Origin of the sequence: Tissierella sp. P1, from assembly GCF_002266425.1 — a bacterium.
GTDB lineage: Bacteria > Bacillota > Clostridia > Tissierellales > Tissierellaceae > Tissierella > Tissierella carlieri.
Genome location: NZ_NPMN01000002.1, coordinates 144,482 through 166,309, shown reverse-complemented (window position 1 = coordinate 166,309; position 21,828 = coordinate 144,482). Strand labels below are relative to the sequence as shown.

General features: G+C 31.1%; 22 protein-coding genes and 2 pseudogenes. All 24 read right to left on the bottom strand.

Going from position 1 to position 21,828, the window contains the following annotated elements; all coding sequences use genetic code 11:
* On the bottom strand, positions 1 to 1,494 hold the full coding sequence (locus CIW83_RS02500; RefSeq protein ID WP_094899130.1) for a sugar ABC transporter ATP-binding protein: 1,494 nt from the start codon (positions 1,492 to 1,494) through the stop codon (positions 1 to 3).
* 14 nt (positions 1,495 to 1,508) lie between these two features.
* The gene (gene rbsK / locus CIW83_RS02495; protein ID WP_094899129.1) at positions 1,509 to 2,417 is read right to left on the bottom strand and encodes a ribokinase; all 909 of its coding nucleotides are present in this window, start codon (positions 2,415 to 2,417) and stop codon (positions 1,509 to 1,511) included.
* Positions 2,418 to 3,368, bottom strand: a pseudogene (locus CIW83_RS23530) (substrate-binding domain-containing protein).
* A gap of 326 nt (positions 3,369 to 3,694) precedes the next feature.
* Complete coding sequence (locus CIW83_RS02480; protein WP_094899124.1) at positions 3,695 to 4,480, bottom strand: LysM peptidoglycan-binding domain-containing protein; 786 nt, start codon at positions 4,478 to 4,480, stop codon at positions 3,695 to 3,697.
* Positions 4,481 to 4,779: 299 nt separating this feature from the next.
* Positions 4,780 to 5,217: a protease complex subunit PrcB family protein gene (locus CIW83_RS02475; protein ID WP_094899123.1), complete on the bottom strand. Its 438-nt coding sequence runs from the start codon at positions 5,215 to 5,217 to the stop codon at positions 4,780 to 4,782.
* Positions 5,218 to 5,475: 258 nt separating this feature from the next.
* Positions 5,476 to 6,405: a transketolase family protein gene (locus tag CIW83_RS02470; RefSeq protein WP_094899122.1), complete on the bottom strand. Its 930-nt coding sequence runs from the start codon at positions 6,403 to 6,405 to the stop codon at positions 5,476 to 5,478.
* Positions 6,398 to 7,213: a transketolase gene (locus CIW83_RS02465; RefSeq protein ID WP_235601203.1), complete on the bottom strand. Its 816-nt coding sequence runs from the start codon at positions 7,211 to 7,213 to the stop codon at positions 6,398 to 6,400. Before CIW83_RS02465 ends, CIW83_RS02470 begins: the two co-directional genes overlap by 8 nt.
* A gap of 10 nt (positions 7,214 to 7,223) precedes the next feature.
* Positions 7,224 to 8,084, bottom strand: coding sequence for a YitT family protein (locus CIW83_RS02460; RefSeq protein ID WP_094899119.1), 861 nt, complete (start codon positions 8,082 to 8,084; stop codon positions 7,224 to 7,226).
* Between the two features lie 15 nt (positions 8,085 to 8,099).
* The gene (locus CIW83_RS02455) at positions 8,100 to 8,855 is read right to left on the bottom strand and encodes a WecB/TagA/CpsF family glycosyltransferase (protein ID WP_094899117.1); all 756 of its coding nucleotides are present in this window, start codon (positions 8,853 to 8,855) and stop codon (positions 8,100 to 8,102) included.
* An 8-nt stretch (positions 8,856 to 8,863) separates the two neighbouring features.
* The gene (csaB, locus tag CIW83_RS02450) at positions 8,864 to 9,967 is read right to left on the bottom strand and encodes a polysaccharide pyruvyl transferase CsaB (RefSeq protein WP_094899116.1); all 1,104 of its coding nucleotides are present in this window, start codon (positions 9,965 to 9,967) and stop codon (positions 8,864 to 8,866) included.
* Between the two features lie 54 nt (positions 9,968 to 10,021).
* A complete protein-coding gene (locus tag CIW83_RS02445) occupies positions 10,022 to 11,143 on the bottom strand; it encodes a glycosyltransferase (protein WP_094899114.1) in 1,122 nt (373 codons plus the stop codon).
* Positions 11,144 to 11,161: 18 nt separating this feature from the next.
* A complete protein-coding gene (locus CIW83_RS02440; protein WP_094899113.1) occupies positions 11,162 to 12,733 on the bottom strand; it encodes an O-antigen ligase in 1,572 nt (523 codons plus the stop codon).
* Position 12,734: 1 nt separating this feature from the next.
* Positions 12,735 to 13,229, bottom strand: coding sequence for a DUF4330 domain-containing protein (locus tag CIW83_RS02435; protein ID WP_094899111.1), 495 nt, complete (start codon positions 13,227 to 13,229; stop codon positions 12,735 to 12,737).
* Positions 13,230 to 13,697 carry a DUF4330 family protein gene (locus CIW83_RS02430; RefSeq protein WP_094899109.1) on the bottom strand — a complete coding sequence of 156 codons (468 nt, stop codon included), beginning with the start codon at positions 13,695 to 13,697 and terminating at the stop codon, positions 13,230 to 13,232.
* Positions 13,698 to 13,720: 23 nt separating this feature from the next.
* The gene (locus CIW83_RS02425) at positions 13,721 to 14,977 is read right to left on the bottom strand and encodes a glycosyltransferase (protein ID WP_094899108.1); all 1,257 of its coding nucleotides are present in this window, start codon (positions 14,975 to 14,977) and stop codon (positions 13,721 to 13,723) included.
* 1 nt (position 14,978) lies between these two features.
* Entirely contained in the window at positions 14,979 to 16,259 is a 1,281-nt protein-coding gene (locus tag CIW83_RS02420) for a nucleotide sugar dehydrogenase (protein ID WP_094899106.1), read from the bottom strand.
* A gap of 29 nt (positions 16,260 to 16,288) precedes the next feature.
* The gene (locus CIW83_RS02415; RefSeq protein WP_158219986.1) at positions 16,289 to 17,359 is read right to left on the bottom strand and encodes a GNAT family N-acetyltransferase; all 1,071 of its coding nucleotides are present in this window, start codon (positions 17,357 to 17,359) and stop codon (positions 16,289 to 16,291) included.
* A 10-nt stretch (positions 17,360 to 17,369) separates the two neighbouring features.
* On the bottom strand, positions 17,370 to 17,843 hold the full coding sequence (locus tag CIW83_RS02410) for a hypothetical protein (protein ID WP_094899103.1): 474 nt from the start codon (positions 17,841 to 17,843) through the stop codon (positions 17,370 to 17,372).
* Positions 17,844 to 18,026: 183 nt separating this feature from the next.
* On the bottom strand, positions 18,027 to 18,377 hold the full coding sequence (locus CIW83_RS02405) for a type II toxin-antitoxin system PemK/MazF family toxin (protein ID WP_094899102.1): 351 nt from the start codon (positions 18,375 to 18,377) through the stop codon (positions 18,027 to 18,029).
* Positions 18,374 to 18,664: a CopG family ribbon-helix-helix protein gene (locus tag CIW83_RS02400; RefSeq protein WP_235601202.1), complete on the bottom strand. Its 291-nt coding sequence runs from the start codon at positions 18,662 to 18,664 to the stop codon at positions 18,374 to 18,376. Before CIW83_RS02400 ends, CIW83_RS02405 begins: the two co-directional genes overlap by 4 nt.
* 109 nt (positions 18,665 to 18,773) lie before the next feature.
* Complete coding sequence (alr, locus tag CIW83_RS02395) at positions 18,774 to 19,943, bottom strand: alanine racemase (RefSeq protein WP_094899100.1); 1,170 nt, start codon at positions 19,941 to 19,943, stop codon at positions 18,774 to 18,776.
* A gap of 13 nt (positions 19,944 to 19,956) precedes the next feature.
* The gene (locus CIW83_RS02390; RefSeq protein WP_094899099.1) at positions 19,957 to 20,574 is read right to left on the bottom strand and encodes an outer membrane lipoprotein carrier protein LolA; all 618 of its coding nucleotides are present in this window, start codon (positions 20,572 to 20,574) and stop codon (positions 19,957 to 19,959) included.
* A gap of 14 nt (positions 20,575 to 20,588) precedes the next feature.
* The gene (locus CIW83_RS02385) at positions 20,589 to 21,437 is read right to left on the bottom strand and encodes an NAD(P)H-hydrate dehydratase (protein ID WP_235601201.1); all 849 of its coding nucleotides are present in this window, start codon (positions 21,435 to 21,437) and stop codon (positions 20,589 to 20,591) included.
* 96 nt (positions 21,438 to 21,533) lie between these two features.
* A pseudogene (locus CIW83_RS23525) lies at positions 21,534 to 21,737 on the bottom strand (holo-ACP synthase); the annotation flags it as partial.
* Positions 21,738 to 21,828: the final 91 nt, after the last annotated feature.

Below are 21,828 nucleotides of genomic sequence, written 5' to 3'. Positions count from 1 at the left end.
CTATCTATCCTCCCCTCTTACTATATAATTCATTATTTTTTCTTGTGTAGCTTCTTCTCTAGATATCTCACCTCTTAATTGTCCTTCATGCATTACTAATATACGATCACTCATTCCTAGTATCTCTGGCATTTCTGATGAAATCATTATAATTGATCTGCCTTCCTCCTTGATTTTATTTAAAAGATCATATATTTCTTTTTTGGCTCCTACATCAACACCTCTTGTTGGTTCATCTAAAATTAATACCTTTGGGTCTGTAAGAAGTGATTTGGCGATTGCTACCTTCTGCTGATTTCCACCACTCAGGTTCTGAACTTTCTGATGAAGAGAAGGTGTCTTTATATTAATTTTCTCTCTATATTCTGATGCAATTCTATTTTCTTTCTTTTTATCTATACCTAGAAATCTTTTGAATTTCTCCAATGCAGATATGGTCATGTTACTCCTTACATCCATCATTAAAATAAGTCCGTCATGCTTTCGATCTTCTGACACATATACTATACCTTTATCTAATGCCTCTTTTGGAGTTCTAAGATTTACTTTTTCACCATCTAATGTCACTGTGCCGCTATCCTTTTTATATACTCCATAAAGTGTTTTTGCTAATTCCGTTCTACCAGCACCTACTAATCCGGAAATCCCAAGTATCTCACCTTTTCTAAGTGTAAATCCAATATCTTTAATATATTCATTACTTAAATTCTCTACATTTAATACTTCTTCTTGAAAATTAGTTTTTATATATGGAAATTGTTCTTCTAGCGTTCTACCTACCATAAGTCGTATAATCTCATCTTCATCTACTTCTGATACTTTTTTCTCAGCTATAAACTGTCCATCTCGAAGAACTGTAAGTTTATCACATATTTCAAAGACCTCTTTTAGTCTATGAGATATATATACTATTCCTTTTCCTTCTTTTTTTAGCTCCCGAATTATCTCAAATAAATTTTCTACTTCTTGATCTGTTAAGGTGTCTGTAGGTTCATCCATTATAATGATCTTAGCATTTAATGAGAGTGCTTTAGCTATTTCTACCATTTGCTGCTGAGCGATAGATAATGTGTTCACTTTTACATTAGGATTAATATTTACTTTTAGTTTTCTTAACAATTCATCTGATTGTCTTATCATTTCTCTTTTATTAAGAACTCCTGTTGCTAGCTTCAATTCTCTGCCTAAAAATATATTTTCGTATACTGTCAGATAGGGGATCAAATTTAATTCTTGATGAATTATTGCTATTCCCTTATCAGTAGCATCTTTTGGTGAAATCATCTCCACTGGCTGGCCCTCAAGAATTATCTGACCTGAGTCTCTTTTATATACTCCTGATAATATCTTCATTAATGTACTTTTTCCTGCACCATTTTCACCTAATAGGGCCATCACTTCATTTTCATATACTGTAAAATTTACGCTATCTAGAGCCTTTACTCCCGGAAAACTCTTGGATATCATTTCCATGACTAACATTGGTTTTCCCATTATCGACACCTCCTTTACCTAAAATTATCCACTTCTTCTTTTGTCGGAAGAGAACTCTGAGCCCCTACTTTTTGTATTGCTAATGCTGCTGTTTTTTGCCCTATTTCTATAGATTTTTCTATATTTCCATTTTCTATATAAGAAGAAACAAAACCACCGATGAAGCTATCTCCAGCCGCTGTTGTGTCAACTACATTTACTTTATAAGCCTCAAAAAATTTATATCCATTTATATCGATATATAGAACTCCTTTGCCGCCCAATGTAACTATTATTTGCTTTATACCTTTTTGGAGGAGTATGTTTGCGGCTTTTAATATTGAATCTTGATCAGTAATTTTTATCTTTGATATTCTTTCTAATTCATGCTCATTTGGAATTAATATATCTACATTTTGGATTATCTCATCATCTAATTCATATGCTGGTGCTGGATTTAATATGGTTGTCTTACCTAACTTTCTTGCAATCTTTAATCCTTCTTTTACAGTTTCTAAAGGAACTTCCAACTGAAATACTACGATATCAGCCTTTTCAAAAGCTATAAGATGTCTTTGTAGATATCCTTTATCCACGTCTCCATTAGCTCCGGGTATAACTATTATATTGTTATTACCATACTTATCTACATTAATAACTGCAATCCCTGTAGATTCATCTGTCTTTTCTATATGTTCTATATTAACTCCAGATTCTTTCATAGATTCAATTAATGCATCTCCAAAAACATCTTTACCTACCTTACCCAAAAATATAATCTCGTTATTCAATTTGGCTATGGCTACCCCTTGATTAGCTCCTTTACCCCCTGGAATCTGCAATAATTCATTTCCTAATAGGGTTTCACCTATTTGGGGAATTTCATTTACTTTTATCACCAAATCCATATTCATACTTCCAACTACTGTGATTATAGGCTTCAATTAACTACTCCCCCTTTCAACTAATATTGTTTCTAAAACTTTGGTCATCTTAATACTTTTTTCTTCAATCATCGATATCAACATTTCTACTGCTTCTTCTCCCATTTGGTATATAGGCTGCTTAATAGTTGTTAATGGAGGATCAATGTATTGAGATATTGATATATCATCAAATCCTATTATCTTAACTTCTTCTGGTATTTTAATATTTTTTTCTTTGAGAGCTTTAATAGCACCAATAGCAATTAAATCATTTCCACAATAGATTCCGTCTATTTCTGTTTGCATAAGTAAGGCCATGGTACCTTGGTATCCAGATTCTATGGTATAATTTTGTAAAAATATTTTTTCCTTATCTATTTTAAATCCATTATCTATAAGAGCTTTTTCATATCCATTTAGACGCTCCGCTGATAGTTTGGTTTTACTATCCGCAGATATAAAACCTATGTTTTTGCATCCTTTTTTTTATGAGAAAATTTGTAGCATTATAAGCTCCTTCTTCATTATCTACAACTATACGTCCTACTTTTTTATCAGAAGCAATATCTCTATCTACTAATACCATAGGAGTATTACATCGATCTAAAGATTTACTTATACTACTCTCAGAGGCTGTTAGTATTATGCCATCTACCATCTTTTCCTGAAGAATTTGAATATATCTTTCTTCCTTTGATTGTTTATTATCTGAGTTACACAAAATAACTGAATATCCCTCTCTTTCCGCAGCATCTTCTGCACCCCTTGCAACTTCGGAAAAGAAAAGATTCATAACATCAGGCATAATAATTCCTATGGTTTTAGTTCTTTTCATCTTCAAACTTTTTGCAATTCCATTAGGAATATATCCTTCTCTTTCAATTATTGCCAGTACCTTCTGCCTCGTAGCTTCACTTATATGCTTATCTTTTCCATTAATAATCTTAGAAACCGTAGCACTAGATACATTGGCTAATTCCGCAATTCTTTTTATTGTCATTATTATCACGTTCCTTAATAAGTTACTATAATAATTTAGGTAATCGATTACCTAAATTATATCATGGTTCTAATAAAAATCAATATGGTTTTTTTATATAAATTGTGAACACTATCAAAGCGTTGAAGGTAGCTTTTCTTAGACACTGCATAAGCGACTTCCACAAAATCAAAGATTTCGGAAAACTCCTTAAAATTCTTTGGATATCAATTTTTTAAAATAAAAAAGAGAAAAGTAAAGCTTTTCTATTCGTTATAAAAAACTCCTAGAAGGATATCCTTCTAGGAGTTTTCACTTATTTTATACCTGCTGCTATTTTTATCATTTTTTGATGCTCTGGATCTTGTTTTCCATCCATATGTCTTGTACTACCTGCAAAATGTATATCAAAATGACCATCCATTCCATTGCCTTTTATATAATCGAAATTAATTCCTCTTCCATATCCTCCAGATCTATTATTTGCTGTTACTCCACCTGCCACACTATCTAGGCCTGCATGAGGCATAAAAGTTACACTAGCAGCTATTCTCCTGCCATTATATTCTATAATAGCTGGTCTTCTTACCCAGCTAAATCCTCCCCATATGGATTTCATAATATCAGTATCTTCTTTAGTTAAAGTCTCACAATCTGCATGATTTGATCCTATGGATCTTTGTACCATATAGGATTTTCCAGTATAAAAATCTATTACTTTAAACTTTGCTCCTCTCGGAATTATATTGTCTACTTCAGTAAACCAATTAAGATATTCCCCATATGTAGTATCTTGCACTACTTCTTGTGATTCTTGCATTTTTACCACTTCTTCAGCAGTTACTCTATCTACAGTTCCTCTATTAGGAGCATTTTTATTCACTGCTCTTTCAGGAATCTTTATAACTTGTCCAGGATAAATCATTGTTTTTTGATTGGCTTTATTTTCTTTTAATATACTTTCCAATGTTATACCATATTTTTGAGAAATCTTCCAAAATGTATCTCCTTTTGCTACTGTGTGGTTAGCTGCTAAACTAGTTGTACCAATACAAAAAGTCAATACTGCAGTCCCTATTACTGTTTTTGTAGTTTTCTTCATATCTTTGTTCCTCCAATTTACGTTTAATTTTGTAACCTTTTTGTTACCTATTTATATTAATTCGGCATAAATTCCTAAAATCCTCTATGTAATATTTTCCAATGAAATATATAAGAAAGGTTTTTAAGGTCTCATTAGAGGAAACTTTTTTAAAACTCATTACAAAATTCTCTTGATATGAGGTATTCAAGTAGAACTTTCCTATTCGTTATAAAAAATTAAACTGCAGGATATAGCATAGTTTTCCCCCTGCAGTTTATTGAAAAATATATTATAAATAAATTTCTAGACATTAAATCCTATTCAACATATTCAATATCTAGATGCACTTCTTCGGGCATATCTTTTAGGTTTGTTTTCACTACAATATATGGATAATCGTATTCTTGTTCTACTATTTCATTAGGATCTGGATCTGTAAACCTTGCATATACAACTATATCAAATACATCCTTGCTATATTTCTCCTTAATGATTTGATTTATTTCTACTAAGTATCCTTTTGATTTCTTTTCTCCTCTTGTAACTACAACATATATGTCATCTTTATATTTGCATGTTAAAGCTCTTTCTTCCATTAAGTATTTAGGTAATACTTCAGAAATTTTATCTGGAATCTCTTCTTCTTTTACTTCTTTAAATTTTATTTGTCCTTCATTTCCCTTTAACAATTTAGGTATGAATAGAATCCCAATAACTAAAATAATTGCCAAGGCAATAATTTGATTCCTTTTCAATCTAATCCCCCCAATATTAATCTTATATAATTAATATTCTATGGAGAACTCTATTATGTTTATTTTATAAGAAAAGCTTTTAATGAATCATTAAAGGCTTTTCTTGATCACTGCATAAACAACTTGTACGAAATTAAAGATTTCAGCAATCTGCTTTAAACTCATTAGGATCAAGTTCTTAGAGTAAAAAAACAAAGAGTAGAACTTTCCAATTCGTTATAAAAAAACCTCTGATACTAATATCAGAGGTCTCCTTATCTATAATATTTCTTTTGCCTTACTTATAATATTCTCTACATTAAGCTCATATTTTTCCAATAATTCAAATCCATCTCCCGACTCACCAAAAGTATCCATAGTTCCTATCCTAATAACACGAGTTGGTTGGTTTTCCACCACTACTTCGGCTACTGCACTGCCTAATCCTCCAATTACACTATGCTCCTCAACGGTAACTATGCCTTTAGTTTCTTTAGCCGCCTTTATTATAATATCTTCATCTATAGGCTTAATACTAGACATGTTTATAACTCTTGCTGATATACCTTCTTCTGCTAGCTTTTCTGATGCAGACAATGCTTTTTCAACCATAACACCTGTAGCTATAATAGTTACATCTGTTCCCTCTTTTAGTTCCACACCTTTACCTATTTCAAACTCATAATTTTCATCAAATATTACAGGGACTTTTGCTCTCCCAAGTCTTATATATACTGGTCCATCATGTTCTGCTGCCTTAAATATACATTGTTTTGTTTCTATTGCATCTGCTGGGCTTAAAACCACCATATTTGGCAAAGACCTCATTAAACTAATATCTTCTAATGCTTGATGAGTTGCTCCATCTTCCCCTACAGTTAAACCTGCGTGAGTTGCCGCAATTTTTACATTTAATTTTGGATAGCATACAGAGTTTCTAATAATTTCTAGGGCACGACCTGTAGCAAACATTGCAAAGGTACTTGCAAAAGGAATTTTACCAGCTGTTGCTAATCCCGCTGCTGTACCTATTAAATTTTGCTCTGCTATACCTACATTAAAAAATCTCTCAGGATAAGCCTTAGCAAAAACTGAAGTTTTAGTAGAGCCTGAAAGGTCTGCATCTAATACTACTATATTCTTATTATTTCCACCTAACTCTTTTAGTGCCTCACCATATGCATCTCTTGTTGCAATCATATTAGCCATTCAAACCACCTCCTAGTTCTTCTAAAGCTTTAGAAGCTTCTTCAGCTGATGGAGCTTTTCCATGCCAACCTACTTGATCTTCCATAAATGATATTCCTTTTCCCTTATGAGTACGAGCAATAATTATAGTAGGTTTATTCTTAGTATTTTTTGCTTCCTCTATAGCAGTTAATATTTCATCAAAAGAATGACCATCAATGGTTAGTACATGCCATCCAAATGATTTAAACTTCTCATCAATAGGTTCAATATTCATTATTTCTTTGTTTGGACCGTCAATTTGAAGTCCATTATGATCTAAAAATACAGTTATATTATCTAGTTTATAATGTGCAGCCAGCATAGCAGCTTCCCAAATTAGCCCTTCTTGACATTCTCCATCTCCTATCATAGCATATACCCTGTAGTCTTTATTATCTAATTTACCTGCTAAGGCCATACCATTTGCAGCAGCTAGCCCTTGTCCTAAAGAGCCCGTAGTCATATCAACACCTGGAATATCCTTCATATCAGGATGACCTTGTAACATTGAACCAAGCTTTCTAAATCTATCTAACTCTTCCTTTGGGAAAAATCCTTTTTCCGCTAAGGTTCCATATAATACCGGAGTACCATGTCCCTTTGATAATACAAATCTATCTCTATCTTCCCATTTCGGATTAGTAGTATCTACTCTCATTTCTTTAAAATATAAAGTTGTTAAGATTTCCACTGCTGATAAAGAACCACCAGGATGACCAGACTGAGATTTTTCCAGCATATTAATTATATCTACTCTAATACTTCGAGCTATTTCTTTTAACTCCATTATATCCCTCCTATTGTTTTTTCTCATATGTGAATCCCTCACCTAGCACTTCATACATTTCAGACACCATTACAAAGGCATATGGATCAAATTCTTTTACCATATCCTTTACTCTAGTAAATTGGGCTCTAGGAACCACACATAAAAGAACATCTTTATTCTCCTTGGAATACATACCTTTTCCCTTTAACAAAGTTACTCCTCTACCTAATTCTGTCATAAGTTTTTCGCTTATTTCCTCAGGTTTATCCGAAATAATAAAAAATCCCTTTAGGTATCCAATACCTTCCAAAATCATATCTATTACCTTCATTATAACAAACATAGCAATAATAGAATATAAAGAAGTTTCAATTTTTCTCTCTACTATACCTGCGAAAATAACTACAAATAAATCTATCATTGTCATAAAAGTCACTGTACTTAAACTCGGAAATTTACTATTTAATATTGCTCCTGCTAAATCAGTACCTCCCGTAGTCCCTCCAAATTTAAAAACTATACCCAGGCCTATACCACATAATACCCCTCCAAATATAGAGGACAGTAATAGATCATGGGTTAGAACTATTGGTGGAAGAATTTTCAAAAATAGGGACAATAATATGGTAGAATACAATGTCTTCATTGCTGTTTCTTTTCCTAGAATTTTAGTACCAAAAATAAACAAAGGAATATTTAATGCTAAGTTCGTAATGTATATAGGAACTTTCACAGTTTTTTCTATAACTACAGCAAAACCAGTAACACCTCCCGGTGCTATAGTATTTGGTGCAAGAAAATAAATTAAAGACATTGCCATCAAAAGTGCACCAACACCTATTAAAATATAGCTATATACAATCTTATACCACTTTTCTTTATGCCCCATAAAATTCCTCCTTCCTTATTTAATTACATCCTTAGAAAACAATACCTTTAGCATAAACTTAGGCAACACTATCTGTCTTTTGATCCTAGAAGGTTCCTTCACTAATCTATAAAACCATTCTAAACCTAATTTTTCAAATATCTTAGGTGTACTCTTAGTATTGCCTGCCAAGATATTCATTACCCCTCCATGACCTATTATAATCTTTCCCTTAACATTTCCCTTATTAGTATCTATCCAATTTTCTTGCTTAGGAAATCCTAGTCCAACAAAAATTATATCTGGATTTGAACAATTTATATCATTGATAACTTTAATCTCTTCTTCATGGTTCTCGTAACCATTATGGGTACCTTTAAAATATCCATGATGATAACCTGCGATTCTAATATTGGGATAGGTTTTCTTTATATTTTCTGCTGCTGCTTTAGCGACACCATCTTCGCAGCCTAGTAAGTACACACTATAATTATTTTCATTAGCTATATCAAGTAATTTAATAGTTAGGTAATATCCTGTTACCCTTTCCTTTAAAGGCTTTTTCTTAATTCTAGAGGCATAAATCAATCCTATACCATCTGCTGTTATTAAATCACCTTCATTTATCAAACCTTTAAGTTGCTCATTATCTTTAGCCCCCATAACAATTTCAGTATTTGGAGTATAAATTGTTTTTAGCTCACTACCTCTTAAATAATTTATCATTTCTTTGGTAGCTTCATCAAAGGTTATATTATGTATTTTTACTCCAAATATTTCTATACTATCCATATAACAATCTACCCCTTTAATAAATCTAATGCCATAGTTACATTAGATAACGCCTTATTTTTCAATTCCTCATTTTGTCTTTTTAAATCTTCTTTAATATCATTTCTGTTATTCCATACACAATCTATTTTTTCTATTAAATCATCATAGACTAATTTCTCCACATTACATATATAATCCATTCCAATAGAACGTAATATCCCATCTACCTTAGGATCATAAGATAACCCCACCATTGGGACTTGCTGAGTAGCCGCATAAATTAATGAGTGAAGCCTCATTGCTACTATTATCTCCATTTCTTTAATTATGCCCATTATTTCTTCCACATTATATTTTTGTGATATTACATAACATCCTTCTTGATTTACTAATTTATCTATTTCAATGCTTATTTCCAAGTCTTCTGGATAATGCATAGGTATCATTAATACATTTACATTATACTCTTTTATTATATACCTTATGGCATCTGCCATAATCGTAATTAAATTTTCTGCATTTTTCCATTGTCTAACTGAGACACCTATAAATTTCTTATCAGTAGGTATTTTTTCACTCTCCAGTATTCCTCTAACTCTATCCTCCGATACTGGCTCCAAAGTAAATACAGGATCTGCCGTAACCACTATGTTTTTATTTTTAACTCCTAAGTCAGCTATAAATTCTTTGGAGTCTTCATCTCTTAATGTTATGATATCTACTCTATTTAATATTTTTCTTGTTAAAAACCTGTTTAGTTTCTTTTTAATTGGTCCAATACCATTAGCATATATCATTACAGGTTTCTTATACAACTTAGCTATCTTCATTAAAGTTAAATAGTATAATAAAGAACGAGTGCTTGTTACATCCTGTAATAGAGACCCTCCTCCTGAAATAAATAAAGATGAGTCTTTCATAGCTCCAAACACTTCTTTAATTTTGAATCTATTGATAGCTTGCACTGGATACATATTTTCAGTTTTAGGAGGATTTTTAGAAAGCACAGTTATATTTATCTCTTTATTATATTCTTTAATGTCTTTCACTATGGCTTTTAAAATAGCATCATCTCCGCTATTATCAAAACCATAATATCCTGATATAAGAATTGAGTCCTTAAATCTCATAGAAATTCTCCTTTTTCTGCAGCCATTCTTTTTTCAATAAAAATATTATATGGTTCATTTCACATCACGCAGTATTTCTTGATAAATTTCAACATGCTTTCTTGCCATTGCGTTAGAAGAATAATTTTCTTCAACCTTTTTATATAATTTTTCTCCCATCTCTTTAATTTTAGACTCATCTGATGATAAAATATCTATTTTATCAGCTAATTCTTTACTATTACCGACAGGAATTAAATAACCATTTTTGTCATCTTCTATTAATTTACTTAGTCCACCTACATTTGTTGATATAATAGGCTTTTTCATTAGTGCACCCTCTAATATCGCATAAGGAAAACTTTCACTTACTGAAGTTAAAGTATTTATATCTATTGCATTAAAAAATGAAAATGGGTCCTTTACATAGTCTAAGAAGTAGATATATTCTTCTATACCTAGTTCTTGAACTTGTGACTCTAATTTCCTTCTTTCATAGCCATCTCCTGCAATTAAGAAGATTATATCTTTTCGTCTATTAAGTACAATAGATGCAGCATTAATAAAAGTCTCGTGATCCTTTACTTTATCTAGTCTTGCTGCAATACCAATTATAACTTTGCCTTCATAGTTAATTCCATATCTTCCTAAAAACTCTTCTCTAGAGATATATTTTAATTCCTGTTCCATATCTATACCATTGTATGCTGTAAATATTTCCTCTTCTTTAAAACCTCTATTTATTAGCATATCCTTAAAAGTATCTGAAATAGCAATAAAATATTTAAATCTCTTAAGAGCAAACTTATTTAAAGAAGTGAAAATAACTTTTTTATAGAAATTATCCTTAAAATCTAATTCATAATCACTATGAATAGTGGTGATAAATGGCCTTTTCACTTTTTTTCTCAAGAACATGGCAATAAAATTTGCTCTGGCTCCATGGCAATGAATTATATCATATTCTTCTCTTTCAACTTCATCAGCTAGTCTATGTACTACTGACATATCTGACCTGCTTTTCTGCTCAAATACCTCAATATCTATACCAGCAGCTTTAGCATCATAGAAAAATGTATCTTCAATAAAACATATAATTTTTGCATCTATCAATTTATCGATACCCTTTATAAGAGAGATTATGTGAGTTTTAGCTCCACCTGTATCTCCACCACTTATTAGATGAAGTACCTTCATTTAAGACCCTCCTTTCTATTAATTGGTTTCTGTCTTTCCTTTTGGTGCAAGAGTATTTATTAATGCAATTACAATCCAAAAGTATATGACCATAGCCGGCACTTCGAATATATTTTCAACAAAGTTTTGTGCTAGTACCCCCATTGCTCCTGAAAATAATCCGATAGCAAGGATTCTCTTTTTAATATCATCCTGATATCTTATTATCTTCATAGCAAAAATAATAAAGCATATAATAACAAAAGCTAAACCAACTATACCATATATTCCCATTTCAGTTAACGTTTTAAGATAGTAATTATCTAGATAGAAAGGAGCCAATTGATTATTAATTGCTACTGCTCCACCATATCTGCCAAGTCCAACGCCGAATAATCTGTTTCTACGCCACATAGTAAGCCCTATTTCCCATCTATATAATCTACCTCCAGCCGCAGATTTTATTAGGTATACAGGAGATAACATAAACAATAGTCTTTGACTTAAAGAACCACCAAATAAAATAAATATACCTACAAGAGCCATAAAAGGTATTATTAACCTTGGATTTAAAGTAATAATGAAGATAAACATAGCTCCAGCAAAGGCTAACCATGCTCCCCTAGATAAAGTTAAAAGTAAACCTATGGTCATAAACATAGTTGCACTAAAATAAAATACTTTCATATATTTATCCTTATGAGTAATAAGCATTGAAATTGCAATAGGAATAAGTAAAACAAAAATAACACCTAATATATTAGGACTACCAACTATAGAAAAAGCCCTAGTTCTAATATTTTCAGTTGTATCTACCCAATTCCCAGGCATAGGAACCTTCGCAATATATTGATATACTGCATGGATTCCCATGAACAATCCTGTAGAAAGCATTAAGTTAATCACTCTCTCAGAATCTTCTATGCTTCTAATAAATTGTGTAGCCACAAAATACCAAAGAATATGCTGGAAAACTGCGCGAAATCCTTCTATTGCTATACCCAGATTAGGAGCAACTATAAACACATGGCAAATTCCTAAAACAATATAGATAGCCGCGGGCAAATCCATAGGTGTAAAATTATGCTTAATTTTTCCACCAGATAATATTCTTTTAAGAATTATATATCCAACTAGAAGAATTAATAATAATTCATCCCATATAGAACCTAAAGAAGCTAATCCTCTGGTCCTTCTAATTACAAAATCCACAACTATATAAGAAGCAGGAATAAATATCAATAAATCTAACCAGGTACCTTTACCTTTTATTTTTTTGATTATTTTATATAAATAGCTATTATCTCTAATAGGTCTTTCTGGAGATACCTCTTCTATATTTATCTTTTTCATAAAAGGTCTTAAAATCACACTATTTCTTAAGGAGTTAAATATAAATTCTTCCATCTTCATAAATTTCTTATCTAAATTCATAAGAAATATATAAATAAAACTAATATTCATCCAAGTTTTATATTCTTCTGGCTTATATTTTCCTTTATTATCGGTTTTATTTTGCATCCTAAATAAAAAACTATTATCTGATAATTTTTTAAGACTAAGTAATAGGTTGAAAATAAAACTTCCTTTAATAGCTTTTCTTATATCCATATTAATCCACTACCTTTAAACTTACTATTTGAGCTTTTAACCTATATAAATCAGACTCTATAAAGATTATTTTACCTTGTCTCAACTCTTGTTTTCCAAATTTATAGCTATAATTTTTATATGGAGTAGTTGCTTTAAACTTGATCCTAGCCTTCTCCATCATTGGATCTATTGAGGTAACTACATTTCCATCCTTATCTAAATTTGTCGCCTCTACAGGTAATATTTCAACTTCTTCTACATAAGCGTCTAAATAATGCTTCATCTCGCCTAATTGATCTCCAACTGTTATCACATCAAGATATCCCTTATCTGTCACAATAGTTGCCTCTACTTCTATATTAACTATTTCATCCTTTACAGATAAATCTGCAAGATCTTTATTTAATATCTTTAAAAGAGATAAAAATATTAAAAATACTACTAAAATCATAGCAAGAAAATCCAAAATATTTATTTTACCAAAAATTCTACCTTCTTTATCTATTAGTTTCAATTATTTCACCTCTATATGCTTTATAGTACCAGGAAATTCAACTGTAGTTGTTTTCATTATTATAGGAAGTCCTACTTTTATCTCTTGACCGCCTAAATCCATATAAGGACCTGACGAAGCAACTTCTGCTTTAATCTTTACAGTTACTGTTACTTCCCCTGCATCTTCATAAGTAGTAATTTTTCCATCTTCACCTACAATAGATTTCACTTTTGGGTCAATGTTTATTTCTTCTACAAAACCTTTTTGTAAATTGTTTTGGGAGAAAAGTTGATCTCCTATTTTTAAATCAGTTACCATTTCTTCAGTTAATTCACTGGCTTCAACAGTTATGACTATGTTCTTGCCGCCTGCTGTCACAACATCCTTAGATTTTTTAATTATCTTACCTCTGTTTAAAAATACTACGACTGCTAACAATATGATAATTGTTATAGTTGTATCTATCCAATTCCATTTTTTCTTCACAAAATCACCTTCCTAAATTATTACTAAATATCCTTTGATTCCTTGAATATTTCAGACAGTCTTTTCGCTTGAGATTCTCTACTATATACTTGTATCTTATCCCAATTTGGTTCATGAGTTAATTTACCTTCTGTCCAGCTTTTATAATACTTTTCTAAAGCAACACTTATTCCATCTATATCTTCTGGATCTACTACAGTGCCTGTATTAGTCTCATTGATTACTTGTGCCGCAGCACCATCCTCTGGAACAATAGATAAAATAGGTCTATCCACTCTTATATATTCAAATATCTTTCCAGTATAAAAGTTCTTAGATCCTTTACCTTTACCAATTACCAGTAGGAGAATGTCTGAATTATATAGCATTTGTATACTTTCCTTATGAGGCAAATATCCAAAGGATTTCATACTATCCACTAAATCATATTTTTTAGCATATTCATCTAAAACCTCCTGATATATATTACCTACTACTCTTATTTCTAATTTACCCTTATCAATTTTTTTATTGTCAATTGCCATTTTCAATCCATCTAAAAATTCAGTTAGATTTCGTCTGCCATAGAGAGAACCTGTATATGTGATTACAAACTTGTCTCCACCATCTCTTGCATTATTAAGTCCAACAAAATCTTCCTCATCATATCCATTTGGTATATAAGTAGAGCGTCCTACTAAAGACGGATTATCTTTAATAAAATTATCTAACATAAAAGGTGTATTAGTAATAAGAAAATCGCATTCATTAGTAACTTCTAATTCCTTTTTCTTCTCAAGATTTAATTTTGTTTTTTTATACCAACTATCCAAATGATATGGATTGTTAGTCCATTCATCTCTAAAATCAGTTATCCATCTAATATTAGAGAAGAGTCTCTTGATATATAATCCCATCAAATGTGAACTATAAGGAAAAGAAGTCGTATAAATGATATTTATATTTTCTTTCTTAATTATCTCAGCTATCTTGTCCCTATTGAAATAATACCAAAAGAATTCTGAATCTGGTGATAATATTCTAGTACCTAAGAACTTAAATGGTAGCCTAAAGATTCCTTTCCTATTTACTGTATCATAAGGTTTTAACCTATATACTTTTAAATTTTTTGGTAAATCTTCTAGTAAAGTTTTATCAGTTAAATCTGCCACATGTTCTTTAGTTATGACTACTGGCTCGTAACCAAATTTGGGTAAATACTTAACAAATTTTGTAGTTCTTTGAACTCCAGCACCACCCATTGGTGGAAACTCATTGGCAATAATCAATACCTTCTCCATTTTAATCCCTACCTAATAGTGTAATTTTAAAACCTAAATCTTTAAGGGAAGCTTCATCTAAGAAATTTCTAGTATCATAGATATGCTTGTCTTTCATCAATGTAGCTACTTTTTTAAAGTCTATATTTTTATATTCGTTATGATTTACTGCCAGTATCATTAAATCTGCATCCTTAACTACATCATATAAGGAATCAAGCATAAGATTACCTAACTCAAAGTTTTCCTTACATGCATGAGGGTCATGTAATGATAAAGTAAATCTGGTATTTTCTTTTAATAATTTTACCAAATTTACTATAGGGCTTTCCCTCATATCATCTATATTTGGTTTATATGTAAGTCCTAATATAGATATTTTAGCATTTTCATCTGGGAAAATTTCCTTTAGTTTATCTAATATATGATTTGGCATATTATCATTTGTTTCTCTAGCAAGTTTAATAATGTTTCCTTTAATTTGTCTTTCTACTATGAACCAAGGATCAACTGCTAAACAATGTCCTCCAACCCCTGGTCCCGGCTGATGAATATTAACTCTAGGATGCCTATTAGCTAAAGTTATAACATCCCAAGCATTTATTCCCATCTCTTCACAAGTTATGGCAAGCTCATTTGCCAAGGCAATATTAACATCCCTATAAGTATTTTCCATAAGCTTACACATTTCTGCTGTTTTGGAATCAGTTGTAAAAATCTCCCCCTTAACAAAAACACTATATAAATTCTTAACTAACTCAGCAGATTTTTCATTTATTCCCCCAATAATTCTATCGCTTTCAATTAGTTCTTGAATTATCTTACCTGGTAAAACTCTTTCTGGTGAATGAGCAACAAAAACTTCTTCTCCTATATCAAGCCCTGATTTACCAAGTATAGGTAATATTATTTTTTCAGTAGACTCTGGTGGGGAAGTAGATTCTAGAACTACTATATTTCCTTTTCTAAGTACGGGAACTATAGATTCAGCTGCTTTTCTAACATAATCCATATTAGCAGTCTTATCCTTGTTAATTGGTGTAGGAACTGAAATAATAAAAACATCAGCTTCCTCTAATTTGCTAATACCTTTTAATCTCCCCTCTTCTACAACTTCATTAACTAAATCTTCAAGACCTGGTTCTTCAATTATAATTTTCCCTTGATTTAAAGCATTTATTACTTTTTCATTAATATCATAGCCTAATACTGTCATTCCTGATTTAGCAAATATGGCAGCAGTAGGCAAGCCAATATAACCTAATCCAATAATAGTTATTTTCATATCCTTCGTTGATGTCATAAATTCTCCTCCATTTCGCCTTGCATCATTTAGTAGATATCTGATTCAATGGGCATAACATACCAGTTTTTCTCATTGATGATGTAGTTTTCCAATTCTTTTTTTTGTGTTAAATCCTTAACTACAAAAGCTATTGAAGACCTAGACTTGAAAAAACCTAATTTAACTAGAAATTGACGATATTTCATAGATTCAGAAGCCCAAGATACTACAAAATCTATTTTTTCAACTTTAAAATATTTTTTTGCTTCTAAGTAAAGACCTGTTAATATACTTTCATCTATACCTATCATGTCTACAATACTTCCTAGTTTTACATTGGATTTGCCTCTCAAACTTCGTTCTTCTATCTTTACTACCATGTATCCCATTAATTCATCTTCTAAATAAGCTCCAAAGGTCTTATAATGATTCTTAGGATGATTTTTGATTCTCCAGTTTAAGAATTCACTATCCCTTTTTGTCATTATTTGACTACTTGTCTTTATTTTATCCCAAAGTATATCAAAGTCTTCATTAAATTCCTTTACTTCCTTAAATATATAAGACTTATTAATCTTCATTGTCCTTTCCTTGTAGATAAATTTTATGAATAAGGTACTAGGTAAAGCCAATGCTTTAGCTAAAGGTTTCAATTTTATTATGCTAGATAAAAAATTATCTAATTTATAAGGCTTAAGTAGTAGTGGAATATCCCCTACTAAAGCTGCACTAATATCATCTCCTAGTAGGCCTCTCAATGCTTCGTTAGTTGGAAATCCAACTCTGATTTCTATTCCTTTTAGGGCAGCTAATTCATAAGACTTTTTAGCCACTTTCTCATATATACCTTTTCCTCTATATTCCTTGCTAATCATAGTATCTACTGAATGGCCTGCTAATATCTCTTTGTCATTAATTATAATCTTTGTAGGGATAAGTGTACATTGTCCTATTATCTTAGAGTCTTCTTCTGCTACAACAATAACTGACTCTCCCCATGGATTCTCCATGAATTGCCATCTCCAATATTCTTCTTCTCTAGATGCAGTGTATATTTCATTAAATAAATTTAATATTCCCTTTTCATCACCACTTTTGTACTCCCTTATATCAATCAAAGTACTCCTCCTATCGTATTTCATAATCTCCTTTAACTAGGAAAAAACTATTTGTTAAAGCTCTAGCTCCTCTTCCATCATCTCTAGGTATTATAAGTAAATGATTTGCTATAATATTTTCTTCCATTGCCAAATCTTTACCTACAGTAATATCTGTTAGTCCATTCATTACACCATTGACTACTATCGCTATAGCTCTAGCTTCTCCTGAACGTAGTATGATCTCTGTCCCATCTTTACAGATTAAAGATTTTCCTGCTGGTACTTCAACTACTGCCCATGATCCCGTAGTCTCATTTCCAGTATTTTTCTTTCCTAATTCTGTATCTACATAGTATTTTAATTGCTCTATTTTTTTCTCTACATAACTAAGAGTGACTAATGGATCTGATTCAGAACCTGGTTCCGAAAATACTCTTGTTGCTCCTAATAATATAACTATTGCACTTAATCCAATTCCTATTCTCTTAATTTTATTTTTCATATGTATTAACCTCCTAAAATTTAGTTAATAGCTAATAGTGAATAACTAATAGTTAAAAGACCCTAAATCTTTACTTAAAACTATTCACTTCTCACTTTTAACTCTTCACTGCTTTTAATTATACTACAAAACCAATAAAAAATAAGCATTAAGTAATGCCTATTTTTAATATGTATGTATTCACTATAGTTCTATTAATCCTAAGCTTATTTTCAAGCATTCATCTACGTTAGACATCATTTCTTCACTGAATCTTCCTATTCTCTCTCGAAGTCTCTTTTTATCTATAGTTCTTATTTGCTCCAGAAGGACTACTGAGTCCTTTGGTAGTCCGTATTCTGGAGCATTTATCTCTACATGTGTAGGCAATTTCGCCTTATTTATCTGGGAAGTAATTGCAGCAATAATAATAGTAGGACTATATTTGTTTCCAACATCATTTTGGATAACAAGTACTGGTCTTACCCCTCCTTGTTCAGATCCTATAACAGGACTTAAATCAGCATAATATATATCTCCTCGTTTAACTATCATAATATCGCCTGCCTCTTAAGACTTGCTTCATATGTGGCTAGTTCAAGAATATCTTGTTCTAACCCCATTTCAGCAAAAGCTAAATTAATTTGACTCATTTCCTTATATCCTTCCCTCAATTTCTCAATAATATCTAATTTTTTTTTCTCACTAATAAAGAGTTTCATGGCCTCTGCTATAAAATCAGAACGGTTTTTATACTCCATAGGAACCATAACATCAACTTCTTCTAGGAGGCTATTGGGTAAACTAACTGTTATCCTTGGCAGTCTCAGCCATAAAGGCACACCCCCCACACAAAATCTTGGATAAAAAATATATAAAATAGCCTAAAACAATTATATATGCTTTTCGTTGCCAATGTCAACCTATTCATCAATTTATTCCTTTTAAGCTTTATTCCAGTAAATAATCTTTTATCTTCACTATATTTCCATTAGATATATAGACTCTAGGAACCCTTCTACTTACCATGCATACAATTTCATAATTTATTGTACCAATTTTTTCTGCGAGTTCATCGGCATGAGGATATTCTGGTTCACATCCAAATATTACCACTTCATCTCCTAGTTTCACGTCTTCTATATGAGTGACATCTATCATACATTGATCCATACATATTTTCCCTATTATTTTTGCCCTTTTACCATTTATAGTTACTTCAGCTTTCTCAGTTAGCAATCTAGTAAATCCATCTGCATATCCTATGGGTATAGTTGCTATCTTTGATTCCTTCTCTGTAACAAAAATTTGTCCATAGCTGATCCCAGTTCCTTTAGGTACTGCTTTTAAGTGAGATATCTTAGCTTTCAAAGTCATTGCTGGCTTTAACTCTATATCCTTTCTCACTTCATCTGAAGGATAAAAACCATATATCATTATTCCTGCTCTAACCATATTTAGATTATACTGTGGCAAATCAATAATTGCAGCACTATTAGATACATGTTTTATTGGTATATTTAATCCTTGTTCTTCCAAATCATTAACTATGTCTACATATTTTTCAAATTGATTTCTTGCATGAGATTTATCAGTTTCATCAGCTTTTGCAAAATGAGTAAAAATTCCTTCTATATAGATATTAGGAAGCTTAGATATCTTTATTATATCTTCTATAGATTCTTTAGCTGGAAGAAATCCAATTCTACCCATTCCACTATCAATCTTAATATGAATTATGGCTGTTTTCCCTAGTTCTACTGCTTTATTTGATAATATCTTAGCTTCTTCATAGTTATATATAGCCTGAATTAAATCATAGTCCAATAGTTTTCCATATTGTGTTGGAGGTGTATAACCTAAAATTAATATTGGTTCAGTTATATTTCCTTTTCTTAATTCTATAGCTTCTGTTAGAATAGCTACTGCTAATCTATCTGCACCATTATCTAGGAAAGTTCTTGATATCTCTACAGAACCATGACCATATCCGTTAGCTTTTACTACAGCAGTAACTAATGCATTCTCGTTTGTATGTTTTCTCACCTCTCTAATATTGTGAGCTAAGTTATCTAAGTTGATTTCTGCCCATACTGGCCTTGTTTCATCTAAAGTATACATTTAATAATCCCCCTTATAATTTTGTCTTTAGGTTTCTAATAAATTTAAAGTTTTCATAAGTAATTTCTACCTGTAATGCACCACTCTCATCAAATATATTTAATTTATATGGAGTATAATTTTTCTTTTCTATCCAAATCTTTGCAGAATCCCTGTATTTATTTTTTTCCTCAAGCTTAAATTCAAAAGTAAGATATTCTTCATTATCTATCTCTTGAGTACTAATTGTATTTGATTTAGATATATTTTCATAAAATCCTCCTATTAGCATCTGCTTATTTAAAGATTTTATTGTTATTAATGATATGGATTGGTTAATCGATGGATGTTCAACAAAAACTTTATCATCAGTATTTAGTATTATTATACCCTTGCTTTCTTTCGGCTTTAAAATTTCTAATTTATATTTGTTAGGTTTGTTATATGTTTCTTCTATTAAATATATTGATTCTGTTTCGCCTGAAATAATTTTAATATTAGCTTTACATTTATATCCGTTATATTTTTCATATGTTTTTTCTATTTTAGATAAGACTCTTTTGTCTTTATACAGAATTTTCTCCTTAGAAGAAAAGTTACATGATGTTAATAAAACCATAAGGATCAATATAAATAATAGGAGCCTTTTCAATATCACCCCAACCTTTACTCTTGAATTTTTTTAATACTGTAGGGGATATTTTCTAATATATCTGTAGCAATAACTCCATATTCTCCTTTATAAATACTAGCTAAGTCTCCTGCTAATCCGTGACAAAATACACCTAGCTTTGCTGCATCAATTGATATTAATCCTTGACCTATAAAAGAGGCTATAATTCCTGTAAGTAAATCCCCTGATCCTGCAGTAGCCATTCCTGGATTCCCAGTTGCATTTATATATATTTCATTCTTAGGTGATGCAACTACGGTATTAAATCCTTTTAAAGCTACTATTATATTATATTTCTCAGAAGTATATTTAGAATAATAAATTCTATTTTCTTGGATTTCCTTTGTACTTATACCTAGGAATCTTCCCAATTCTCCTGGATGTGGGGTAATGATAATTGGTTGATCTCTTTTATATAAAATATCTGGATTAATGGATAAACAATTTATTCCATCTGCATCTATAACTATGGGCCCTTTATAATTATTTATAATTTCTTCAATTAGATAAGTTCTTTCCTTATCTGCTCCAATACCAGGCCCTATGGCTATTGCATCCATTCCTTCTATTCCTTCTAAAATATCAGATAATGAATCTTTTGTAAAATATCCTTTATTCTTATCTTCTGCTGATTTTATTATTACTTCCGTAAGTTTTATGGACATAATATTTTCTAAAGATTTAGGTACTATACTATATACAAGACCTGTTCCAGTTCTTAATGCTGCCATTGACGTTAAATAAGGTGCACCTGCCATCCCTCTACTTCCACCTATAACAGCCACTCTACCATAAGTTCCCTTATGGCTATCTCTACTTCTTCTAGGCAGTAATTTTTTCATAGAATCATCTATTTCTATATTTATATTATTGCTTCTATATCCTATTGCAAAGGCTAAAGCATAATCTTCCTCATGAGAAATAGATATTTCTATACTATCTAAACCCAGTTCTTCTAATTTTTCTTTTCCCTTATTTATAAGGTTTACATAGGGTTTTCCACTCGCACAATGAAGTATCTCTATTTCTTTCCAGCCTACAGACCCTATCCCTGTTCCTAGAACCTTGCTAATAGCTTCCTTAGCAGCAAAAATACCTGCTATAGTTGTGCACTTATGACCACCTTTAGAAATATATTCTATTTCTTTTACTGTAAATATCTTATCATAGAATCTACTCTTTTTCTCTGATATTATTTTTTTATTCTATTTATATTCACGATATCTGTTCCCA

Bases quoted from the DNA above. Each gene is read 5' to 3' on its own strand.
- CIW83_RS02410 (WP_094899103.1), bottom strand. From the start codon at position 17,843: ATGAAAAATAAAATTAAGAGAATAGGAATTGGATTAAGTGCAATAGTT.
- CIW83_RS02445 (WP_094899114.1), bottom strand. From the start codon at position 11,143: ATGAAGGTACTTCATCTAATAAGTGGTGGAGATACAGGTGGAGCTAAA.
- CIW83_RS02470 (WP_094899122.1), bottom strand. From the start codon at position 6,405: ATGGCTAATATGATTGCAACAAGAGATGCATATGGTGAGGCACTAAAA.
- CIW83_RS02465 (WP_235601203.1), bottom strand. From the start codon at position 7,213: ATGGAGTTAAAAGAAATAGCTCGAAGTATTAGAGTAGATATAATTAAT.
- CIW83_RS02480 (WP_094899124.1), bottom strand. From the start codon at position 4,480: ATGAAGAAAACTACAAAAACAGTAATAGGGACTGCAGTATTGACTTTT.
- CIW83_RS02460 (WP_094899119.1), bottom strand. From the start codon at position 8,084: ATGGGGCATAAAGAAAAGTGGTATAAGATTGTATATAGCTATATTTTA.
- CIW83_RS02420 (WP_094899106.1), bottom strand. From the start codon at position 16,259: ATGACATCAACGAAGGATATGAAAATAACTATTATTGGATTAGGTTAT.
- CIW83_RS02455 (WP_094899117.1), bottom strand. From the start codon at position 8,855: ATGGATAGTATAGAAATATTTGGAGTAAAAATACATAATATAACCTTT.
- CIW83_RS02440 (WP_094899113.1), bottom strand. From the start codon at position 12,733: ATGGATATAAGAAAAGCTATTAAAGGAAGTTTTATTTTCAACCTATTA.
- csaB (WP_094899116.1), bottom strand. From the start codon at position 9,967: ATGAGATTTAAGGACTCAATTCTTATATCAGGATATTATGGTTTTGAT.
- CIW83_RS02405 (WP_094899102.1), bottom strand. From the start codon at position 18,377: ATGATAGTTAAACGAGGAGATATATATTATGCTGATTTAAGTCCTGTT.
- CIW83_RS02425 (WP_094899108.1), bottom strand. From the start codon at position 14,977: ATGGAGAAGGTATTGATTATTGCCAATGAGTTTCCACCAATGGGTGGT.
- CIW83_RS02385 (WP_235601201.1), bottom strand. From the start codon at position 21,437: ATGAAAAAATTACTGCCTAGAAGAAGTAGAGATAGCCATAAGGGAACT.
- alr (WP_094899100.1), bottom strand. From the start codon at position 19,943: ATGTATACTTTAGATGAAACAAGGCCAGTATGGGCAGAAATCAACTTA.
- CIW83_RS02500 (WP_094899130.1), bottom strand. From the start codon at position 1,494: ATGGGAAAACCAATGTTAGTCATGGAAATGATATCCAAGAGTTTTCCG.